This window comes from Brevundimonas sp. Root608 (genome assembly GCF_001427825.1).
Taxonomy (GTDB): domain Bacteria; phylum Pseudomonadota; class Alphaproteobacteria; order Caulobacterales; family Caulobacteraceae; genus Brevundimonas.
In genome coordinates, this window is the sequence record NZ_LMGT01000011.1 from 39,466 (window position 1) to 57,720 (window position 18,255).

Annotated in this window: 17 protein-coding genes; 4 read left to right on the forward strand and 13 right to left on the reverse strand. The window is 68.2% G+C overall.

Features of this window, described 5'->3' with window-relative positions; all coding sequences use genetic code 11:
- Nucleotides 1-2: 2 nt before the first annotated feature.
- Together ASD59_RS13630 and ASD59_RS13635 are read right to left on the reverse strand one after the other, a co-directional pair.
- Nucleotides 3-401 (reverse strand): TIGR01244 family sulfur transferase, encoded by a 399-nt coding sequence (locus tag ASD59_RS13630; RefSeq protein ID WP_055832608.1) that lies wholly within the window; start codon nt 399-401, stop codon nt 3-5.
- 2 nt (nt 402-403) lie between these two features.
- Entirely contained in the window at nt 404-919 is a 516-nt protein-coding gene (locus tag ASD59_RS13635) for a hypothetical protein (RefSeq protein WP_156377047.1), read from the reverse strand.
- 288 nt (nt 920-1,207) lie between these two features.
- On the opposite strand from ASD59_RS13635, the gene ASD59_RS13640 reads away from it, so the two are divergent.
- A complete protein-coding gene (locus ASD59_RS13640; protein ID WP_200947910.1) occupies nt 1,208-4,207 on the forward strand; it encodes a TonB-dependent receptor plug domain-containing protein in 3,000 nt (999 codons plus the stop codon).
- A gap of 78 nt (nt 4,208-4,285) precedes the next feature.
- Here ASD59_RS13640 and ASD59_RS13645 read toward each other — a convergent pair whose 3' ends face one another.
- Complete coding sequence (locus ASD59_RS13645; protein ID WP_055832613.1) at nt 4,286-4,546, reverse strand: DUF6289 family protein; 261 nt, start codon at nt 4,544-4,546, stop codon at nt 4,286-4,288.
- 160 nt (nt 4,547-4,706) lie between these two features.
- On the opposite strand from ASD59_RS13645, the gene ASD59_RS13650 reads away from it, so the two are divergent.
- Entirely contained in the window at nt 4,707-5,243 is a 537-nt protein-coding gene (locus ASD59_RS13650; protein ID WP_055832615.1) for a hypothetical protein, read from the forward strand.
- Between the two features lie 249 nt (nt 5,244-5,492).
- Here the strand turns inward: ASD59_RS13650 and metH are convergent, their stop codons facing one another.
- Genes metH through ASD59_RS13675 form a run of 5 tightly spaced genes read right to left on the reverse strand, consistent with a single transcriptional unit; the run spans nt 5,493 to nt 11,623 of the window.
- Complete coding sequence (gene metH / locus ASD59_RS13655) at nt 5,493-8,159, reverse strand: methionine synthase (protein WP_082560209.1); 2,667 nt, start codon at nt 8,157-8,159, stop codon at nt 5,493-5,495.
- Nucleotides 8,159-8,629 carry a DUF6882 domain-containing protein gene (locus ASD59_RS13660; RefSeq protein WP_055832617.1) on the reverse strand — a complete coding sequence of 157 codons (471 nt, stop codon included), beginning with the start codon at nt 8,627-8,629 and terminating at the stop codon, nt 8,159-8,161. Before ASD59_RS13660 ends, metH begins: the two co-directional genes overlap by 1 nt.
- Nucleotides 8,629-9,711 carry a homocysteine S-methyltransferase family protein gene (locus ASD59_RS13665; protein WP_055832619.1) on the reverse strand — a complete coding sequence of 361 codons (1,083 nt, stop codon included), beginning with the start codon at nt 9,709-9,711 and terminating at the stop codon, nt 8,629-8,631. Before ASD59_RS13665 ends, ASD59_RS13660 begins: the two co-directional genes overlap by 1 nt.
- The gene (gene metF / locus ASD59_RS13670; protein ID WP_055832621.1) at nt 9,708-10,664 is read right to left on the reverse strand and encodes a methylenetetrahydrofolate reductase [NAD(P)H]; all 957 of its coding nucleotides are present in this window, start codon (nt 10,662-10,664) and stop codon (nt 9,708-9,710) included. Before metF ends, ASD59_RS13665 begins: the two co-directional genes overlap by 4 nt.
- Nucleotides 10,661-11,623 carry an ArsR/SmtB family transcription factor gene (locus ASD59_RS13675; protein ID WP_055832622.1) on the reverse strand — a complete coding sequence of 321 codons (963 nt, stop codon included), beginning with the start codon at nt 11,621-11,623 and terminating at the stop codon, nt 10,661-10,663. Before ASD59_RS13675 ends, metF begins: the two co-directional genes overlap by 4 nt.
- 115 nt (nt 11,624-11,738) lie before the next feature.
- Here ASD59_RS13675 and ASD59_RS13680 point away from each other — a divergent pair, with 115 nt between their 5' ends.
- Nucleotides 11,739-12,236, forward strand: a complete 498-nt coding sequence (locus tag ASD59_RS13680; RefSeq protein WP_055832625.1) for an EF-hand domain-containing protein — start codon at nt 11,739-11,741, stop codon at nt 12,234-12,236.
- Here the strand turns inward: ASD59_RS13680 and ASD59_RS13685 are convergent.
- The 5 genes from ASD59_RS13685 to ASD59_RS13705 form a co-directional block, all read right to left on the reverse strand.
- Complete coding sequence (locus tag ASD59_RS13685; protein WP_055832627.1) at nt 12,233-13,162, reverse strand: 2-hydroxyacid dehydrogenase; 930 nt, start codon at nt 13,160-13,162, stop codon at nt 12,233-12,235. The two genes, ASD59_RS13680 and ASD59_RS13685, sit on opposite strands and share 4 nt — an antisense overlap.
- An 80-nt stretch (nt 13,163-13,242) precedes the next feature.
- The gene (gene ettA / locus ASD59_RS13690) at nt 13,243-14,910 is read right to left on the reverse strand and encodes an energy-dependent translational throttle protein EttA (protein ID WP_055832629.1); all 1,668 of its coding nucleotides are present in this window, start codon (nt 14,908-14,910) and stop codon (nt 13,243-13,245) included.
- A gap of 168 nt (nt 14,911-15,078) precedes the next feature.
- The gene (locus tag ASD59_RS13695; RefSeq protein ID WP_055832630.1) at nt 15,079-15,474 is read right to left on the reverse strand and encodes a hypothetical protein; all 396 of its coding nucleotides are present in this window, start codon (nt 15,472-15,474) and stop codon (nt 15,079-15,081) included.
- Nucleotides 15,475-15,577: 103 nt separating this feature from the next.
- Nucleotides 15,578-16,189: a TIGR02466 family protein gene (locus ASD59_RS13700; protein ID WP_055832633.1), complete on the reverse strand. Its 612-nt coding sequence runs from the start codon at nt 16,187-16,189 to the stop codon at nt 15,578-15,580.
- Nucleotides 16,190-16,353: 164 nt separating this feature from the next.
- Nucleotides 16,354-17,112: a tRNA1(Val) (adenine(37)-N6)-methyltransferase gene (locus ASD59_RS13705; RefSeq protein WP_235561832.1), complete on the reverse strand. Its 759-nt coding sequence runs from the start codon at nt 17,110-17,112 to the stop codon at nt 16,354-16,356.
- 116 nt (nt 17,113-17,228) lie between these two features.
- On the opposite strand from ASD59_RS13705, the gene ASD59_RS13710 reads away from it, so the two are divergent.
- Nucleotides 17,229-18,245 (forward strand): polyprenyl synthetase family protein, encoded by a 1,017-nt coding sequence (locus ASD59_RS13710; protein ID WP_235561833.1) that lies wholly within the window; start codon nt 17,229-17,231, stop codon nt 18,243-18,245.
- Nucleotides 18,246-18,255 lie beyond the last annotated feature (10 nt).

The window sequence follows — 18,255 nt, forward strand, 5'->3', positions numbered from 1 at the left end:
CCTCAGAGCGGCAAACGGCTGAGGTCGTAGCCGGCGCCCGCCGCCGCCGCGCGCAGCTCATCCGCATCGACGCCGCGGAGTCGTTCCGACATCGCCCAGGCCGCGGCGGAGCGCGTGCCCGAACGGCAGAACATCACCGTCGGTCGACCGTCGGCCAGCAGCTCGGCCACGGCGGCGGCCTGCGCCGGTCCCGGCATCCCCGATACGGGAACCCAGGCGAAGTCCATGCCGGCGTCCCGGGCCGCGTCTTCCATCTCGGCGGCCGTCGGTTGTCCGGGGTCCTCGCCGTCCGGCCGGTTGCTGATAACCTGTTGAACGCCCGCCGCGGCCAGGGCCGCCAGGGTCTCCGGCGCCAGCTGGGGCGAGGTCCAGACGGTCGGGGAAAGCGGGCGGGGCGCCATGGCTATTGCCGCCGCACCCGCACGGCGCGGCTGCCGCCGACGGTCATCAGGAAGCTGCCCAGGCTGGCCTTGCGCACGCGCACGGCGTCGCCCTGGCGGGGCCGGATCCGCAAGGGATCTGAATCGATCTGGCGCCACACTCCGCCGTCCGCCAGGCGGAAGACCCAGCGGTTGTCGGCGTTCTGGGTGGCGCTTTGAAGCGTGGTCTCGATCGAGTCGATCTGGGCCGCGCCGTCGGCCCCGAACAGGCGAGGCAGGGTCGGCATCTCGAAACCGAAGAGCTGGCGCCGGGCCTCGCCGAGCTGGGCGCGGTCCATGACGACGACCTCGCCCTGCCGCTCGGCGGAGTCGAGCGCGCTGACGGCGGTGTCGTAGCAGCTCAGGCGCGCGGCGCTGTCGGCGATGGCCCGGCAGGCGGTCAGGCGGGACAGGGTTTCGGCCCGCTCCTGCGGCGGCGCGGCCTGACCGGACAGGGATGCGACGGCCACTGCGGCCGCAAGACCGGATATGAATGACATGGTTGGTCCTCGTCCGAGCTGTCGGCTCGCCCTGATCTAAGTCGGACAAGTCGTTCCCAGCGTCAACCGGATTGGCTGCAACCGCGGCGGTGACCGTATCGTGGCCTAAATACGACAGTCGCGCTTCGACAGGGTTACAGCCGTGTAATTATGGTGGCGAACGGTACGGCGCAGAGCATAACGTCTGGCAACTGCGGCGGGGGAATCTGTCCGTGGGAGAAGGGAATATTCCATTCTAAGGCCTCGACGCCCCGGAAACGGGCGATGTCGAACATCAGGAGACGACCTTTGAGAACCCAGAAAACCCGTATTCGGCTGCTGTCGACGACGATGATCGGCGGCTTCGCCGCCCTCGCTTTCGCCGCACCCGCCATGGCGCAGACCGCGCCGGCGCCGCAGGACGAGGCGCAGCTTGACGAAGTCGTCGTCACCGGCTCGCGCATTCCGCAGACCAACCTGGTCACCACCAGCCCCGTCACCCAGGTGACCGGCGAGGACATCGACATCGCGGGCGTGACCCGGGTCGAGGACCTGGTTTCGCAACTGCCGCAGGCTTTCGCCGCGCAGAACTCGACCGTCTCCAACGGCGCTTCCGGCACGGCCACCGTGTCGCTGCGCAACCTCGGCTCGTCGCGCACCCTGGTGCTGATCGACGGCCGCCGCATGGGCTACGGCTCGCCCAACGACGACGCGGCCGACCTGAACCAGATCCCGGAACAGCTGGTCGAGCGCGTTGAAGTCCTGACCGGCGGCGCCTCGGCCGTCTACGGTTCGGACGCCGTCGCCGGCGTCGTCAACTTCATCATGAAGAAGGACTTCGAAGGCCTTCAGATCGACGCCCAGTACGGCTTCTATCAGCACCACAACGACTATGACGGTCCGGGCAATCTGCGGAGCGTCATCGCCGGCCGCGCGGCCAGCAACCCGTCGCAGTTCCGCCTGCCCGACGATGACGTCGCCGACGGCGAGAGCCGCTCGATCAACGTCATGATGGGCGTGTCCTCGCCGGACGGCAAAGGCAACATCACGGCCTACGCCGGCTATCGCAACAACAACCCCGTCCTCGGTGGCGACCGCGACTACTCGTCCTGCTCGCTCGGCGGACAGAACGCCGCCGGCACCGAATTCACCTGCGGCGGCTCCAGCACCGCCTTCCCGGGCCGCTTCATCTCCCTGACGAACGGCGCCAACCTGACGGTCGGCGGCGCAGCAGGGGCCGGCAACGGCACCTTCACGCCCTTCAGCGCCGCGACCGGCCAGTACAACTTCGGCCCGCTGAACTACTATCAGCGTCCGGATGAGCGTTACACCCTCGGCGCCTTCGGCCACTACGAAGTCAACGACAAGGTCGAGGCCTTCGCCCAGCTGATGTTCTCGGACTACGAGTCCGTGGCGCAGATCGCTCCGTCGGGCGCCTTCCTGGGTCCGATCATCCCCCTCCAGTGCTCCAACCCCCTGCTTTCGGCGCAACAGCGCACGGCGGTCGGCTGCGTGGGTCCGGTGACTTCGGTCAACATGCTGATCGGTCGCCGGAACGTTGAAGGCGGCGGTCGTCAGGACTCGCTCAACTACACCTCCTACCGCGGCGTCGCAGGCATCCGCGGCGAGATCGCGGAAGGCTGGAACTACGACGTGGCCGCGCAGTTCTCGCGCGTTCGCCTCGCCCGCACCTATCTGAACGACTTCTCGAGCACCCGCATCGGTCGCGCGCTCGACGTCGTCAGCGTCGGCGGCACCCCGACCTGCCGGTCGGTCGTCGACGGGACCGACCCCAGCTGCGTGCCCTACAACATCTTCTCGCCGGGCGGCGTAACCCAGGCGGCTCTCGACTACCTGCAGATCCCGCTGATCCAGACCGGCGAGACCACCCAGCAGGTGATCACCGCCGCGGTCACGGGCGACACGGGCTGGTCCATGCCCACCGCATCGCGCAACGTTCAGGTCGCCTTCGGCGCCGAGTATCGTCGCGACTCCCTGGGCTCGGTGACCGACACCTCCTTCGCCACCGGCGACGGCGCCGGTCAGGGCGGCCCGACGATCGGCTTCACCGGTGATACGGACGTCGCCGAAGTGTTCGGTGAAATCCAGATCCCGCTGGCCGACGATCAGCCGTGGGCCTATTCGGCCTCCATCGACGCCGCCTACCGTCGGTCCGAGTACGAGACCTTCGGCGCCGACACCTACAAGGTCGGCGTGGACTACGCGCCGATCGAGGACATCCGCCTCCGCGCCAGCTACTCGCGCGCCGTGCGGGCGCCGAACGTGATCGAACTGTTCACCGCGCAGGGCTTCAACCTGTTCGACCTGGACTTCGATCCCTGCTCGGCTCCGGGCCGTGCGGCGGCCGGCGCGGGCCCCGTCCCCGCCAGCTGCGTCGGCGCCAACCCGTGGCAGGTCACGACTGGCGAACGCGACGGCGGACTGCTCGACAGCCCGGCCGGCCAGTACAACTTCCTCCAGGGCGGCAACCCCAACCTGGAGCCGGAGTCGGCTGACACCTACACGGTCGGCGTGGTCCTGACGCCTTCGTTCCTGCCCCGCTTCAACCTGTCGATCGACTACTACAAGATCAAGGTCGACAACCTGATCGGTTCGATCGGCGCGCAGAACACGCTCGACGCCTGCTACACGGCCGGCAACGCGCTCGCCTGTTCGCTGATCGTGCGTGACGGTCCGACGGGGGCCCTGTGGCTCAACACCGGCAATGTCATCGACACCAACGTCAACATCGGTGGCGTTTCCACCTCCGGCGTCGACGTCAACGCGAACTATGCGGTCGATCTGGAAGACTGGGCCATGCCCGCCTACGGCTCGCTGCAGTTCTCGTTCGTCGGCACCTGGCTGGAATCGCTGGAGACCGACACCGGCCTCGGCTTCGCCAACAGCGTGTATGACTGCAAGGGCTTCTATGCGAACCAGTGCGGCGTGCCGAACCCCGAATGGCGTCACCGCGCCCGGGTGACCTGGGTCTCGCCGTGGGACATGAACCTCTCGGCCACCTGGCGTCACTATGGCGAGGCTGAAATCGGCGTCCTCGGCGCTGACGGCAGCCTGAACAACAGCGCCCCGCGGATCGACAAGGTTCTGGACTCCCAGAACTACCTCGACCTGGCGGCGACCTGGCAGGTGATGGAAACCGTCAGCCTCCGGGCCGGCGTCAACAACGTCCTGGACAGCGATCCGCCGCTGTCGCCCAGCGTCGGTACGACCGGCAACAACAACACCTATCCGCAGCTCTATGATGCGCTGGGTCGTTACGTCTTCTTCGGCATCACGGCCAACTTCTAGGCCACGTCGGGAAGAAACAATCGGGGCGGCGGACCATGGTCCGCCGCCCTTTTTGCTGTCCGGATGTCTGCGACCGGCTCAGCCGTTCATGCCGGGCGGGTTCTTGTTCCATTGCGTGCAGGGTTCGGCCGACAGTTCGATGTAGTAGGGAGTGACCTCGCCCCAGCCGCGGAACTGCCGCTGGCAGTTGTTCATCCAGTAGCCGACCTGGACTGTGTAGGTGGCGTCTGAATAGTACTCCCGCTCGCGGATATAGTCTGTCGCGCTCGCGGGGGCGGCATAGGCCGCTGACAGCGCCGTGGCGCCGATGACGGTGAGTTTCATCAGTCTGGCAAACATCAGATAGTCCTCCGGGCGACCGAACGCCGCCTAACCATAGAGTGCGCCGTCGCGTGTATACCCGTCAAGGTCGTCCGCTGGCGGGTATTTCGCCGCCGTACAAAAACCATCCGGCCTGTTCAGACGTTGCTGTCTGACCGTTCCTCGAAATCGGATTCCCATGCTGATCACCCTCGTCTCCGCCCTGATGCTGTCCACCCAGACGCCCGCCCCCGCGCAGGACGGCGGCGTGGTCTCCACCGCCCCCGGCGTGGAAGCGGTGGAAACCGAGCGCTTCCGCGAAGCGGTCGCCTACGCCAATCCGATGCCGCGCGGCGCGCCCGAGAGCGACTATCCGCTGGTGGCCTGGTGCGAGGCGCTGGTGAACGGCCACGTCGCCCTGGGCGAGACCCTGACCAATCGCGATCCGCTGGATCTGGACATCATCCGGCTGGGCAAGCTGGAGGCCGCCGACTTCCGCGCGGCCCTGGACGCCGCCGAGCCGCGCCAGACCGCGTCCAGCCGCGCCGCCGCCCGCGCCGCCGCCGCCGAGGCCACGGCCAAATGGACGCCCCTGATCGGGCAGGACGAGGTCGTGCGCAGCCAGGCCTTCGGCCTGTTCTTCGGCCTTCCGGGCCGGTGCGAGCACGCCGCGCGCCGCATCCGCGGCAACATCACGACCGCCCCGGCGACCCCTGCGGACGTCGGTCTGGAATAGACAGGGAATTCGACGACGGATTCGCGGGGAATTCGAAGACTCTTCGCTGAGACTTCGACGACTTGAGCGAACCGGTCGCTCAAGTCGTCGGTATTCAGCACCGTCATCCTCGGGCTTGACCCGAGGATCAGACGTCGGGCCGTGCTGGGTCGCGGGGCCGGCCCGACGATCGCGACCGCACCCGCGACCACCCCGCACCGGACGGTCTGATCCTCGGGTCAAGCCCGAGGATGACGGCCGGGTGGACGGTCAGGCCGCGTCGCTGCGGGCGGGGGCGCCGGGATCGTAGTTGAGGATCGGCGACAGCCACCGCTCGGCCGTCCCCACATCCCAGCCCTTGCGCCGCGCATAGTCCGCGACCTGGTCGGGGTCGATCTTGCCGACGCCGAAATAGTGGCTCTCGGCATGGCCGAAATAGAGGCCTGACACGGACGCCGGCGGCGTCATGGCGAAGCTTTCCGTCAGGGCCATGCCGGCGTTTTCCTCCGCCCGCAGCAGGCGGAACAGGGTCGCCTTCTCGGTATGGTCGGGCTGGGCCGGGTAACCGGGGGCGGGGCGAATGCCCTGATATCGCTCGGCGATCAGGTCCTCGACCGTGGTTTCCTCGTCCGGCGCGTGACCCCACAGCTCGGTGCGCACCTTCTTGTGCAGCGCCTCGGCGAAGGCCTCGGCCAGACGGTCGGCCAAGGTCGTCGCCATGATGGCGGAATAGTCGTCGCCGGCCGCCTTGAACCGTCTGGCGATCTCCAGCTCGCCATGGCCCGCAGTGACGGCGAAGGCGCCGATATAGTCCCGGCCCGTCCCGGCGACGAAGTCCGACAGGGCGAGGTTGGGCTTGCCGTTCGCCTTCCGGATCTGCTGGCGCAGGGTGTGGAAGCGGGCGATCTCCTCGCTGCGGCTCTCGTCGGCCCAGACCACGATGTCGTCGCCGACGGCGTTGGCGGGCCAGAAGCCGACCACGCCGCGGGCGGTGAACCATTTCTCGTCGACGATCCGCTTCAGCATCGCCTGCGCGTCCTTGAACAGATCGCGCGCGGCCGAGCCGACGATCTCGTCCTCGAGGATCAGCGGATAGCGGCCAATCAGCTCCCAGCTGGCGAAGAAGGGCGTCCAGTCGATGTGGTCGGCCAGATCGCCCAGATCCCAGCTGTCGAAGGCGCGCACGCCCAGGAAGGACGGGGCCGGGGGCAGGGGCGTCGCCGGGTCGGGTTTGAACCGGTTCTCACGCGCGGCGGGCAGGGCGGCGCGCGCCTTGACCTCCTGACCGCGCGCATACTGTTCGCGGATGCGGACGTATTCGTCGCGCGTGGCGGCCTCGTTCTTCGCCCGCTCGGTCTTCGACAGGAGGCCGGAGACGACGCCCACGGCGCGGCTGGCGTCGATGACATAGGTGGTCGAGCCGCTGCGATAGCCGGGCTCGATCTTGACCGCCGTATGGGTCCGGCTGGTGGTCGCCCCGCCGATCAGCAGGGGAATGTCGAAGCCGCGCCGTTCCATCTCGCGGGCCACGAACACCATTTCGTCCAGCGAGGGGGTGATCAGGCCCGACAGGCCGACGATGTCGACCTTGTGCTCGACGGCGGCGTCCAGGATGCGGTCGGCCGGAACCATGACGCCCAGGTCGATGACCTCGTAGTTGTTGCACTGCAGGACGACGCCGACGATGTTCTTGCCGATGTCGTGGACGTCGCCCTTGACCGTGGCCATCAGGATGCGGCCCGCCTGCTCGCGCGGCTTGCCGGCCTTTTCGGCCTCCATGAAGGGCTCCAGCCAGGCCACGGCCTGTTTCATCACCCGGGCGGACTTCACCACCTGCGGCAGGAACATCTTGCCCGAGCCGAACAGGTCGCCGACCACGTTCATCCCGTCCATCAGCGGGCCTTCGATGACGTGCAGCGGGCGGTCGAAGGACAGCCGCGCCTCCTCGGTGTCGGCGTCGATGAACTCCGTGATGCCGTTGACCAGGGCGTGTTCGATCCGCTTGCCGACCGGCTGGTCGCGCCATTTCAGGTCGACGACGCGGGCCACGCCCTTGTCGCCCTTGTAGTTGGGGGCGAGGTCGACGAGGCGTTCGGTGTTGGAGACGTTCGTGCGCTGGCGGCGGTTCAGGATCACGTCCTCGACCGCCTCGCGCAGGACCGGGTCGAGCGTGTCATAGACCGGCAGGTCGCCGGCGTTGACGATGCCCATGTCCATGCCCGCCTGGATGGCGTGGTACAGGAAGACGCTGTGGATCGCCCGCCGCACCGGTTCGTTGCCGCGGAAGCTGAACGAGACGTTCGACACGCCGCCCGACACCCGGGCCCAGGGCAGGGTGGCCTTGATGACCTTCGTCGCCTCGATGAAGTCGACGGCGTAGTTGTCGTGCTCCTCGATCCCCGTCGCCACGGCGAAGATGTTGGGGTCGAAGATGATGTCCTCGGGCGGGAAGCCGACCTCGTCCACGAGAATCCGGTAGGCGCGGGTGCAGATCTCGATCTTGCGCGCGGCGGTGTCGGCCTGGCCGACCTCGTCGAAGGCCATGACCACCACGGCGGCGCCGTAGCGCAGGCATTTGACCGCCTGTTCGCGGAACTCGGTCTCGCCCGCCTTCATCGAGATCGAATTGACGATCGGCTTGCCCTGAACGCATTTCAGCCCGGCCTCGATCACCTCCCATTTCGAGCTGTCGATCATCACCGGTACCCGGGCGATGTCGGGCTCGGCCGCGATCAGGTTGAGGAAGGTGACCATGGCCTGCTTCGAATCCAGCAGGCCCTCGTCCATGTTGATGTCGATGACCGAGGCCCCGGCCTCGACCTGCTGACGCGCCACCGACAGGGCGGCGGAATAGTCGCCGTCGATGATCAGCTTCTTGAACTTGGCCGAGCCGGTGACGTTGGTCCGCTCGCCGACGTTGATGAAGGTGGGACGCATCAGCTCGGATTCAGCGGGTGAAGGTTGCGGAGAGTCACGAACATCTGTCTGTCATCGTGCCCGTAAGGCACTGTGAGGGCGCCTTGGGCCTTGGCGAGGTGGGCCGCTGCGACCGTCATTTCCCAGCCGAGATCAACGACGCGATCAGACGTCCACCGAGGCTTGATCAACAACTCTACGCCGCGCTGGATTCCGAACTGATGGATGCCTTCCGCGTCCCGCGTGACCTCCGTTGGTATGGATTCATTGGCCCATGCCCAAAGCCAGTCGCCGTCTCCGCCTGTCGTTCCGATCACCTGTACATCGGCCTTCAGACGCGCAATCCGGTCATCATAGAAGGTCAGCTCACCATTGAGCAGATCGCATTGTCTGTCTTTGTACGGGGCGCAGATTTCGTCAGTCGAACGCCAGGTGCCTTGGAAAGACGCATAGGCGTCATCCATCCACGTATCGAACTCGTCTTCGGTCATCACGCCACCAGCTCGAACGGTTCCAGCCCCGCCAGCCGCATCGCCACCGGCCGCTCGGGAATCTCACGCGTCGGCAGTTTCGACACCGCCTCCGCCGTGTGCCGGATATGCTCGGGCGTGGTGCCGCAGCAGCCGCCGACGATGTTGACCAGGCCCGAGGCCGCCCATTCCTCGAGGAAATGGGCCGTCTCGTGCGGCTGTTCGTCATACTGGCCCATGGCGTTGGGCAGGCCGGCGTTGGGATAGGCGGCGACCAGGGTGTCGGCGACCCGGCTCAGCTCGGCGATGAAGGGCCGCATCAACTCGGCGCCGAGGGCGCAGTTGAAGCCGACGGCGAAGGGCTTGGCGTGGCGCACGCTGTTCCAGAAGGCCTCGGCCGTCTGGCCCGACAGGGTCCGGCCCGAGCGGTCGGTGATGGTGCCCGAAATCCAGATCGGCAGGGCCTCCATGCCCTCGTCCTCGAGGTCCTTGATCGCCTTGATCGCGGCCTTGCAGTTCAGCGTGTCGGTGATGGTTTCGATCAGATACAGGTCGACGCCGCCCTCGTTCAGCGCCCTCACCTGATGGCGATAGGCGTCATAGACCTGGTCGAAGGTCACCAGACGGGCGCCGGGGTCGTTCACGTCGGACGACATCGACAGCATCTTGTTCAGCGGCCCGATCGAGCCGGCGGCGAAGCGCGGCTTGTGCGGCTCCTTCGCGGTCCAGCGGTCGGCGGCGGCGCGGGCCAGTTTCGCGCCTTCCAGATTGATGTCCCACACCGACTGTTCGTCGAGTTTGTAGTCGTCCTGGGCGATCGTCGTGGCCGAGAAGGTGTTCGTCTCGGAGATATCGGCCCCGGCGGCGAAATACTGGTCGTGCAGATCGGCGATGAGGTCGGGCCGGGTCAGGCACAGGATGTCGTTGTCGCCCTTCAGCTGGACCTCATGCGCGGCGAAGCGGTCGCCGCGGAAATCCTCTTCCGACAGATCGCGGCGCTGGATCATCACGCCCCAGGCGCCGTCGAGGACGAGGATGCGCGCCTTCGCGGCCCGGTGCAGGGCGGCGATGCGCTCGCTGCGGGTAGTGGAGGGGCAGGTCACGCAGACACCGTCTTTTGCTCACGCACGCCCAGCACCCGGCAGATCGCATAGACCAGGTCGGCGCGGTTCAGGGTGTAGAAGTGGAAGTCGGCGAAGCCTTCCTCCTGCAGCCGGGCGCAGGTCTCCGCCGCGACCGAGGCGGCGATCAGCTTGCGGGTCTCGGGGTCGCCGTCCAGACCCTCGAAATGCGCCGCCAGCCAATCCGGCACGGCCGCGCCGCAGCCGGCCGACATCCGCTTCAGGCCTGTGAAGTTCGTCACCGGCATCACGCCGGGGATGATCGGAATGGTCACCCCCGCCTCCCGCACCCGATCGCGGAAGCGCAGGAAGGCGTCGATGTCGAAGAAGAACTGGCTGATCGCGCGCGTGGCCCCCGCGTCGACCTTGGCCTTCAGGACCTCGATGTCGTGGCTGATCGAGGGGCTTTCGGGATGGCCCTCGGGATAACAGCCGACGCTGATGTCGAACCCGCCCTTCGCGGAGATCGCCGCCGTCAGCTCGGTCGCATTGGCGTAGCCGTCCGTATGCGGAACATAGGCGCCGCCGATCCCTGCCCCACCGGGCGGATCACCGCGCAGAGCCACGATATGGCGCACGCCGGCGGCCCGGTAACTCTCGATGACGGCGTCCGCCTCGCCCCGGGTGGCGTCGACGCAGGTCAGGTGCGCGGCCGGAGTCAGGGCTGTTTCGGTCAGGATGCGGTGGACCGTCCTGTGCGTCCGCTCACGCGTCGAGCCGCCCGCGCCATAGGTGACCGAGACAAACTCGGGGGCCAGCGGAGCCAGGCGCGTGACGGCCGTCCACAGGCCGGCTTCGGCCTCATCGGACCTGGGCGGGAAGAATTCGAAGGACACCCGGGGCCGTGACGAATTTTGCCCGGCGCGCGCTACGGGGCCGAGGGGCGACAGGAGCAGCGCCCGCGCCTCGGCCAGACTGCGAGGAGCGACGGTCATGCGACCTTCGCATCCGCCACGGCGGGCTTTTCGGCGGTCCAGATGCACACGGTCAGGCCATCCGTATCCGGGGGCAGGGCGACCGGTTCGCTGGCGACCAGACCGGCTTCACCCAGCCACCGGCGCATCTCGTCGTCGGCGAAACCCAGACGGCGGTGCTGGTGTTCCGCGCGCAGATGCTCAAGCGCGTGGGGGGCGAAGTCCACGATCAACAGCCGCCCGCCGGGCATGACCAGTCGGGCCGCCTCGGCGATGGCCGCCTGGGGGTCCACGAGGTAGTGCAGCACCTGATGGACCAGCACCAGATCGGCGCTGGCCTCGGGCAGGCGGGTGGCGAAGATGTCGCCGTGGCGCAGTTCCACCTTTTCCAGGCCCGCCTTGCTGACGTTGGCGCGGGCGATGTTGAGCATGTTGTGGCTGAGATCCAGCCCGAGCGACATCTTCGCCTTCTTGCCCAGGAGCGTCAGCATTCGCCCCGATCCGGTGCCGAGGTCGACCACCCGCTCGAACGGCCCGTCGCCGGCGGCGCGCTTGATCGCCGCCTCGACGGCGGTTTCGCAGACATACAGCGACCGGATGCGGTCCCACTGCGGCGCGACACGCTCGAAATAGGCGCTGGCGGCGGCGCCCCGGTCGAGGCGCACGTCCTCCAGCCGGCGGTCGTCGGCCTCGTGGGCGGCGGCGTCCAGAAGGTCCAGCACCGTATCGACCAGGCGACGGGCCCGCGGGTCGGACGACAGGCCGTAGAAGACCCGGGCGCCGTCCGGAAACCGCTCGATCAGGCCCGCGTCGGCCATGAGCTTCAGGTGGCGCGACACGCGCGGCTGGCTCTGGTCCAGAATCCGCGACAGCTCCATCACCGACAGTTCCTCGCCTGCAAGCAACGACAGCACCCTGAGGCGGGTGGGCTCGCCCGCGGCGCGCAGGGCTTCGATAGTTTGGTCAGGCGTAAACGACATTCGTTTATATAAGGATATCCTTATACGATTTGGCAAGCGAATTGCGAGGCGCGACAAGGATCCGGAAAGGGGGGTACACTCCGTGGATCAAGCGGAGCCCAGCAGGAGACACGCCATGATCCGCATTCCCGTCGCCCCCCTCGTCCTGGCCGTCATCGGACTTGGAACGGGGGCTGTCGCCCAGACCCCGCCGCCCGGCATGGGCGGCATGGGCATGGGCGGGCCCCAGACCCTGGAAGCCATGCAGACGCGTCAGGACCAGATGTTCGACCGTCTGGACGTCAACGCCGACGGCATGATCACCGGCAATGAACTGGCGGTCCTGACCCAGCCGCCCATGAGCCAGGCCGGCGGGCCGCGGATGCGGTCGATGATCACGCGCGCCGACGCCGACCGGAACGCCCGCATCACCCGCGACGAGATGCGCAGCGCCGCCGCCGCCCTGTTCGCCAGCCTCGACGCCGATCACGACGGCCTCGTCACCCCGGCCGAGCGCGCCAGCATGATGCCCGCCCCTCCGGCGACGGCGCCCGCGCGGATGACGGTTCCCTCGAGGGCCCCGGCCGATCAGACCGGCATGCCGCCCGGCATGGACGTTCCGCCCGGCGGCTAGTCGGGCGTCGGCGTCTTCAGCGGTTCGCCGGCGAAGGCCGCCGTCAGGTTCTGCATCAGCAGCATCAGCATGCCCTGCACGGCCTCGGTCGTGGCCCCGGCCGTGTGTGGCGTCAGGACGGTGTTGGGCACATCGATCCAGCGCGCTGGATCGGTCGGCTCGTCCTCGAACACGTCCAGGGCCGCCTGACCCAGCCGGCCGTCCTTGAGCGCCGTGATCAGGGCGTCCTCGTCGACCAGCTGGCCGCGCGCGACATTGACCAGCAGGCCATGGGGACCCAGCGCCTCGATGACCTCCCGCGAGATGAGGCCGATATTGCTGTCGTCGGCCTTGCAGGCCACCACCAGAATGTCGCTGTCCCGCGCCAGCTCCAGCAGGGAGGCGGCGCGGGGCCAGGCGGCGGCCTTCTCGCGCGGCCCCCACCATTTGACCGTCATGCGCAGCGCCTCGGCCCGGCGCGCCACGGCCTCGCCGATGCCGCCCAGTCCGACGACGCCGACCCGCTGCCCGTGCAGCGACGGCGTGATCATCTTCGACTCCGCCGTCCATTCCCCGGCCCGGAAGGCCCGGTCGCCGGCCGCGATCTGGCGGCGCGCGGCCAGGATCAGGCCGATGGCGTGGTCGGCCACGTCCTCATGGTTGACCCCCGGCGCATGGGTGACCGGCAGGCCGCGGGCCTTGCACCAGGCGGTGTCGATACGGTCATAGCCCGAGGTGAAACAGGCGATCAGCTGCAGCTTCGGCAGCTGTTCGATCAGCGTCTTGTCGAGCGGAAACTCGCCGGCCACGACGAGGGCGCGGATCTCCGCCTGCGCCTCCAGCGGCGGCCCCTCCCAGAACCGGTAGACGGTCCACTGGCTCTCGAGAAACGCCGTCAGCGGCGCCAGATGCCGCTGCATGATGAGGAGGGCGGGACGGTCGGTCATGCGCCGACACTAGTCCACTCGCGGCCAATGAAAAACGGCCTCCCGACGGATCGGAAGGCCGTTTCGCAAAGGCTTCGGGTCTAGCGCCCGAACTTCTGGAACTTGATCCGGTGCGGGATCAGGCTGTCGACGCCGAGGCGACGCTTCTTGTCTTCCTCATAGGCCTCGAAGTTGCCTTCGAACCATTCGACGTGGCTGTCGCCCTCGAAGGCCAGGATGTGGGTGGCCAGACGATCGAGGAACCAGCGGTCGTGGGAGATGACCACGGCGCAGCCGGCGAAGCCTTCCAGCGCTTCCTCGAGGTTCTGCAGCGTCTCGATGTCCAGGTCGTTGGTCGGTTCGTCGAGCAGTAGCAGATTGCCGCCGGTGGCCAGGGTCTTGGCCAGGTGGACGCGGTTGCGCTCGCCGCCCGACAGCTGGCCGACCTTCTTCTGCTGGTCGCCGCCCTTGAAGTTGAAGCTGCCGACATAGGCGCGGGTGTTGATCTCGCGCTTGCCGACCATCATCACGTCGGTGCCGCCCGAGATGACCTCCCAGATGGTCTTGTTGGGCTCGAGGTCGTCGCGACTCTGGTCGACATAGGCCAGCTTGACCGTCTCCCCGACCCGGATCGTGCCGGCGTCGGGCTGTTCCTGGCCGGTGATCAGGCGGAACAGCGTGGATTTACCCGCCCCGTTCGGACCGATGACGCCGACGATGCCGTTGGGCGGCAGTTTGAAGCTCAGGTCCTTGAACAGCAGTTTGTCGCCGTAGGATTTCTGCAGGCCGTCGGCTTCCAGCACGACATTGCCGAGGCGCGGGCCGGGCGGGATCTGGATCACGGCGTGGGTCTGGGCCCCGCGCATGCTTTCCTGCTCGTCGACCATCCGCTCATAGGCGGCCAGACGGGCCTTGGACTTGGCCTGACGGGCCTTGGCGCCCGAACGGACCCATTCCAGTTCGCGGGTCAGGGCGCGCTGGCGGGCTTCGGATTCCGACTGCTCCTGCACCACCCGCTTGGTCTTGGCCTCCAGCCAGCTGGAGTAGTTGCCCTCATGCGGGTGGCCCTTGCCGCGGTCCAGCTCCAGCGTCCACTTGGTCACCAGATCCAGGAAATAACGGTCGTGGGTCACCAGGATGACGCAGCCGGGGAAGGCCTCGAGGTGGTGCTGCAGCCAGGCCACCGACTCGGCGTCGAGGTGGTTGGTGGGTTCGTCGAGCAGCAGCATGTCGGGCTTGGACAGCAGCAGCCGGGCCAGAGCCACGCGGCGCTTCTCACCGCCCGAGAGGTTGGTCGTCTCCCAGTCGTCGGGCGGGCAGCGCAGGGCGTCCATGGCCATTTCGATGCGGCTGTCGATGTCCCAGACGTCGCCGGCGTCGATCTTTTCCTGCAGGGCCGTCATCTCGGCCATCAGCTCGTCGGTGTATTCCTCGGCCATTTCCATGGCGATGGCGTTGAAGCGGTTGACCCACTGCTTCTCCTCGCACCAGGCCTCGACGTTCTCGCGGACGTTCAGGCTGTCGTCGAGTTTCGGCTCCTGCTCCAGATAGCCGCGCTTGATGCCGTCGGCGGCCCGCGCCTCGCCGGTGAACTCCGTGTCCAGCCCGGCCATGATTTTCAGCAGGGTGGATTTGCCCGAGCCGTTGACCCCGACGACGCCGATCTTGGCGTCGTTGTAGAAGCTCAGCCAGATGTTCTCGAAGATCTTCTTGCCGCCGGGGAAGGTCTTGGTCAGACCCTGCATCTGGAAAATATATTGCTGCGCCATGAGGTGCGGTGCGCCCTTCGGTCTCGTCTGAATGGGGAGTAGGCGCGGGATGTAGCGACCCTCTGCGAGGAGGGCAAATAAGGCGGAAAAGGAGGAGCCTTCCGGGGTGATCGCGGACCGCGCGGCGCCCGGGGCGCGCGCGACTCGCTCAGCCGGGACCGCCGGCCGTCATCCCCGCGGGGGCGCCCCCTCGGCCCGACCGAGCCGGACCGGCCAGGTTACGCCGGGCGGGACCTCGGGATCGGGCAGGTAGCGCGCGCCGAGATAGGAGACGGCCAGCCACAGCGAGGTCCACAAGCCCCACATCACCACCGCCAGGGGGATGTCGGTGCTGGCGTCTCCCGCCGCGTCGATCTGGCCGATCAGACCGACCGCCGCCGCCGCCAGGGCGGTCGCATACACGACAATCCGCGACCAGGACCGGCACGCCAGCAGCGCCACGGATCCAATCACCAGCAGGGAGCCCGTCAGAAGCCACGGAAATTGGGGCACCCACATGCCGATGACCATGTGGAAGCCGCTGTAGAGCAGCAGGATCACACCGGTGGCGCGGGGCAGGAACATCAGCGGTCAATCAACGGGCGGGGTGCCCGGGCCCCCATAGTGAGCCGACAAGGTTGTCATCGCCCTAACCCACAGGCTTAACGGCGCGGGGGCTGCCCCCCCCTCAGGCGTAGTTGAAGCTGACCGAGATGCGTTCGGCCCGGGCGGCGTTCGGCGGCACCTCGTGGCGCAGCCAGCTTTCCCATATCAGCACCGTGCCTGCCTGCGGGGCCAGATAGACGAACGGCTTTTCGGCCTCGGGCGCGTCGGCATGGACGCCGGGGCGGGCCATCATCAGCGGCAGGCGCGGATCCTCCAGCTTCAGCGCCGAGGCGCCGTCGGGGACCTCGACATAGACCGTGCCGCTCAGGAAGGCGTGGGGATGGATATGGCCGCTGTGCCCGCCGCCGGGCTTGAGAATGTTGACCCACAGGTTGTCCAGCCGCGGCTTGCGCGCCAGATCGAAGTTCAGCGCCTTCGCATAGACCAGGGCGTGGCGGTCCAGCAGGCGCTTCAGCTCGGCGAACTCCGGCATCCGGTGCGGCAGGTCGGCGAGGGAGCCGTACGAGGTGTAGCCGCGATAGCCATGTTCGCGGCACCATGCCCGCCCGGCCTGATCCTCGAGGGCCAGGATGCGGCAGGCGTCGGCCAGTGCGGCGTTGAAGGTTTCGAAGCCGGGAGCGGCGGCCAGCGAGGCCTCATAGACCTGGGTGACGAAGAGGGGGCGCAGGGACATGGGAACACCCATACCTCTCCCTCCCCCTCGTGGGGAGGGTGGTCGCGCAGCGACCGGGTGGGGGACCGTCGCCGCGAACCGCCAGCGGTGGATGCTTCGACCTTCCCCACCCGGGCTCGGCTGCGCCTCGCAGTGCCTCCCGACTTCGGGGGAGGGAGAAGCGCTCACCACCCCAGCCCGGCCTCGCCCCGCAGGATCGCCTCCGCCCCGGCCGTATGCTTCGCCCCGCCGCGCTCATGCAGCACCAGCGGCGGCAACAGCCGCAGGGGCGCCTTGCCCGTCTTCACCGCGCCGACCAGCACCCGCTTGGCGGGTTCGTCCGCATACGGATGAATACCGCGCACGGCGAACGATCCGGCCTTTTCGCCCAGCAGGGCCAGCAGATCCGCCAGCCGGTCGGCGCGGTGGATGACCACGATCCGCCCGCCCTCGCGCACGCCCTTCAGCAGAAAATCCGTCCACGCCTTCAGCCCGTCGTCCGCCATCCAGGCCGCGCGCTTGCCGGGAGAGGGGGCCCGCAACGCGCTCGCGTCGTCGAAGAAGGGGGGATTCGACACCGCCCAGTCGAAGGGGTCGACCTCCAGGGCCCGGAACCCCGCCGCCACCTCGCCGGTCACGATCGTCGCCTGGGCTCCGTTCAGCGCCACGTTCTCCCGCGCCAGCGCCGCCATGGCGGGATCGCGTTCCAGCCCGGTCAGGGCGAGGCCCGGCCGCCGCGCCGCCATTTGCATCAGCACCGCCCCCGCGCCGCAGCCCGCCTCCAGCACCCGCTGCCCCGGCGCCGCGTCAATCGCGGCGGCCAGCAGCGCCGCGTCCATGCCCGCGCGATAACCCTTCGCCGGCTGGCGCAGCCGGACGCGGCCGCCCAGCAGGGCGTTCTCGACGATTTCGGCGCCGTCGGATTGAGATGGTGCGGCGGTCACGCGGCTTGACCCTTCATGGCCCGATCACCATTGTGCGCCGCATCGCCGCCCGGCAAGGCGGCGGCTGGATTTTCCGGTGCGATCCTCCCCCCGCGCCGCGCCGAACGAGTAATTCCTTGGACGTTGTCACCGTCGCCGATCCTCGCTCGAAGGGAGACGTCGAGCCGCTGGTTCGGCTGGCGAAGGGCGACATGGCGGCCGTCGACGCCCTGATCATCGCCCGCATGCAGTCCCAGGTCCCGGTGATTCCCCTGCTGGCCGACCATCTGGTCAGCGCCGGCGGCAAGCGTCTGCGTCCGCTGCTGACCCTGGCCGCCGCGCGCGCCGCGGGCGCCACAGGCGACATCGCCGCCGCGGTCAAGCTGGCCGCCGCGGTCGAGTTCATCCACACCGCCACCCTGCTGCACGACGACGTCGTCGACGGCTCCAACCTGCGCCGGGGCAAGACCGCCGCCCATCTGATCTGGGGCGCGCCGTCCAGCGTCCTGGTCGGCGACTTCCTGTTCGCCCGCGCCTTCGAGCTGATGGTCGAGACCGGCCAGATGCGCGCCCTCGGCATCCTCGCCCGCGCCTCGAGCGTCATCGCCGAGGGCGAGGTGCTGCAGCTGACCCGCGCCCACGACCTGAACCTGGATCAGGAAACCTATCTGCGCATCATCTCGGCCAAGACCGCTGAACTGTTCGCCGCCGCCGCCGAATCCGGCGCGGTCGGGGCAGGGGCGGGCGAGAAGGCGATTCAGGCCCTGCGCGCCTATGGTCTGAACCTCGGCCTGGCCTTCCAGCTGGCCGACGACGCCCTCGACTACGGCGGCGTGTCCGAGGACCTGGGCAAGAACGCCGGCGACGACTTCCGTGAGGGCAAGGTCACCATGCCCCTGTTGCTGGCCGCCGCCCGCACGCGCGGCCGCGAGGACGCCTTCTGGGAGCGCACCATCAACAAGGGCCAGCGCACCGAGGACGACTTCCGCCGCGCCCGCGAACTGGTCGTGGGCACGGGCGCCGTCAGCGCCACGCTCGACACCGCCCATCAATACGCCGACGCCGCCAAGGCCGCGCTGAGAGACCTTCCGGCGAACGAATGGCGGGACGCGCTGGAGCAACTGGCCGATTTCGCCGTGTCGCGGGCGGCCTGAGAGTCTCCTC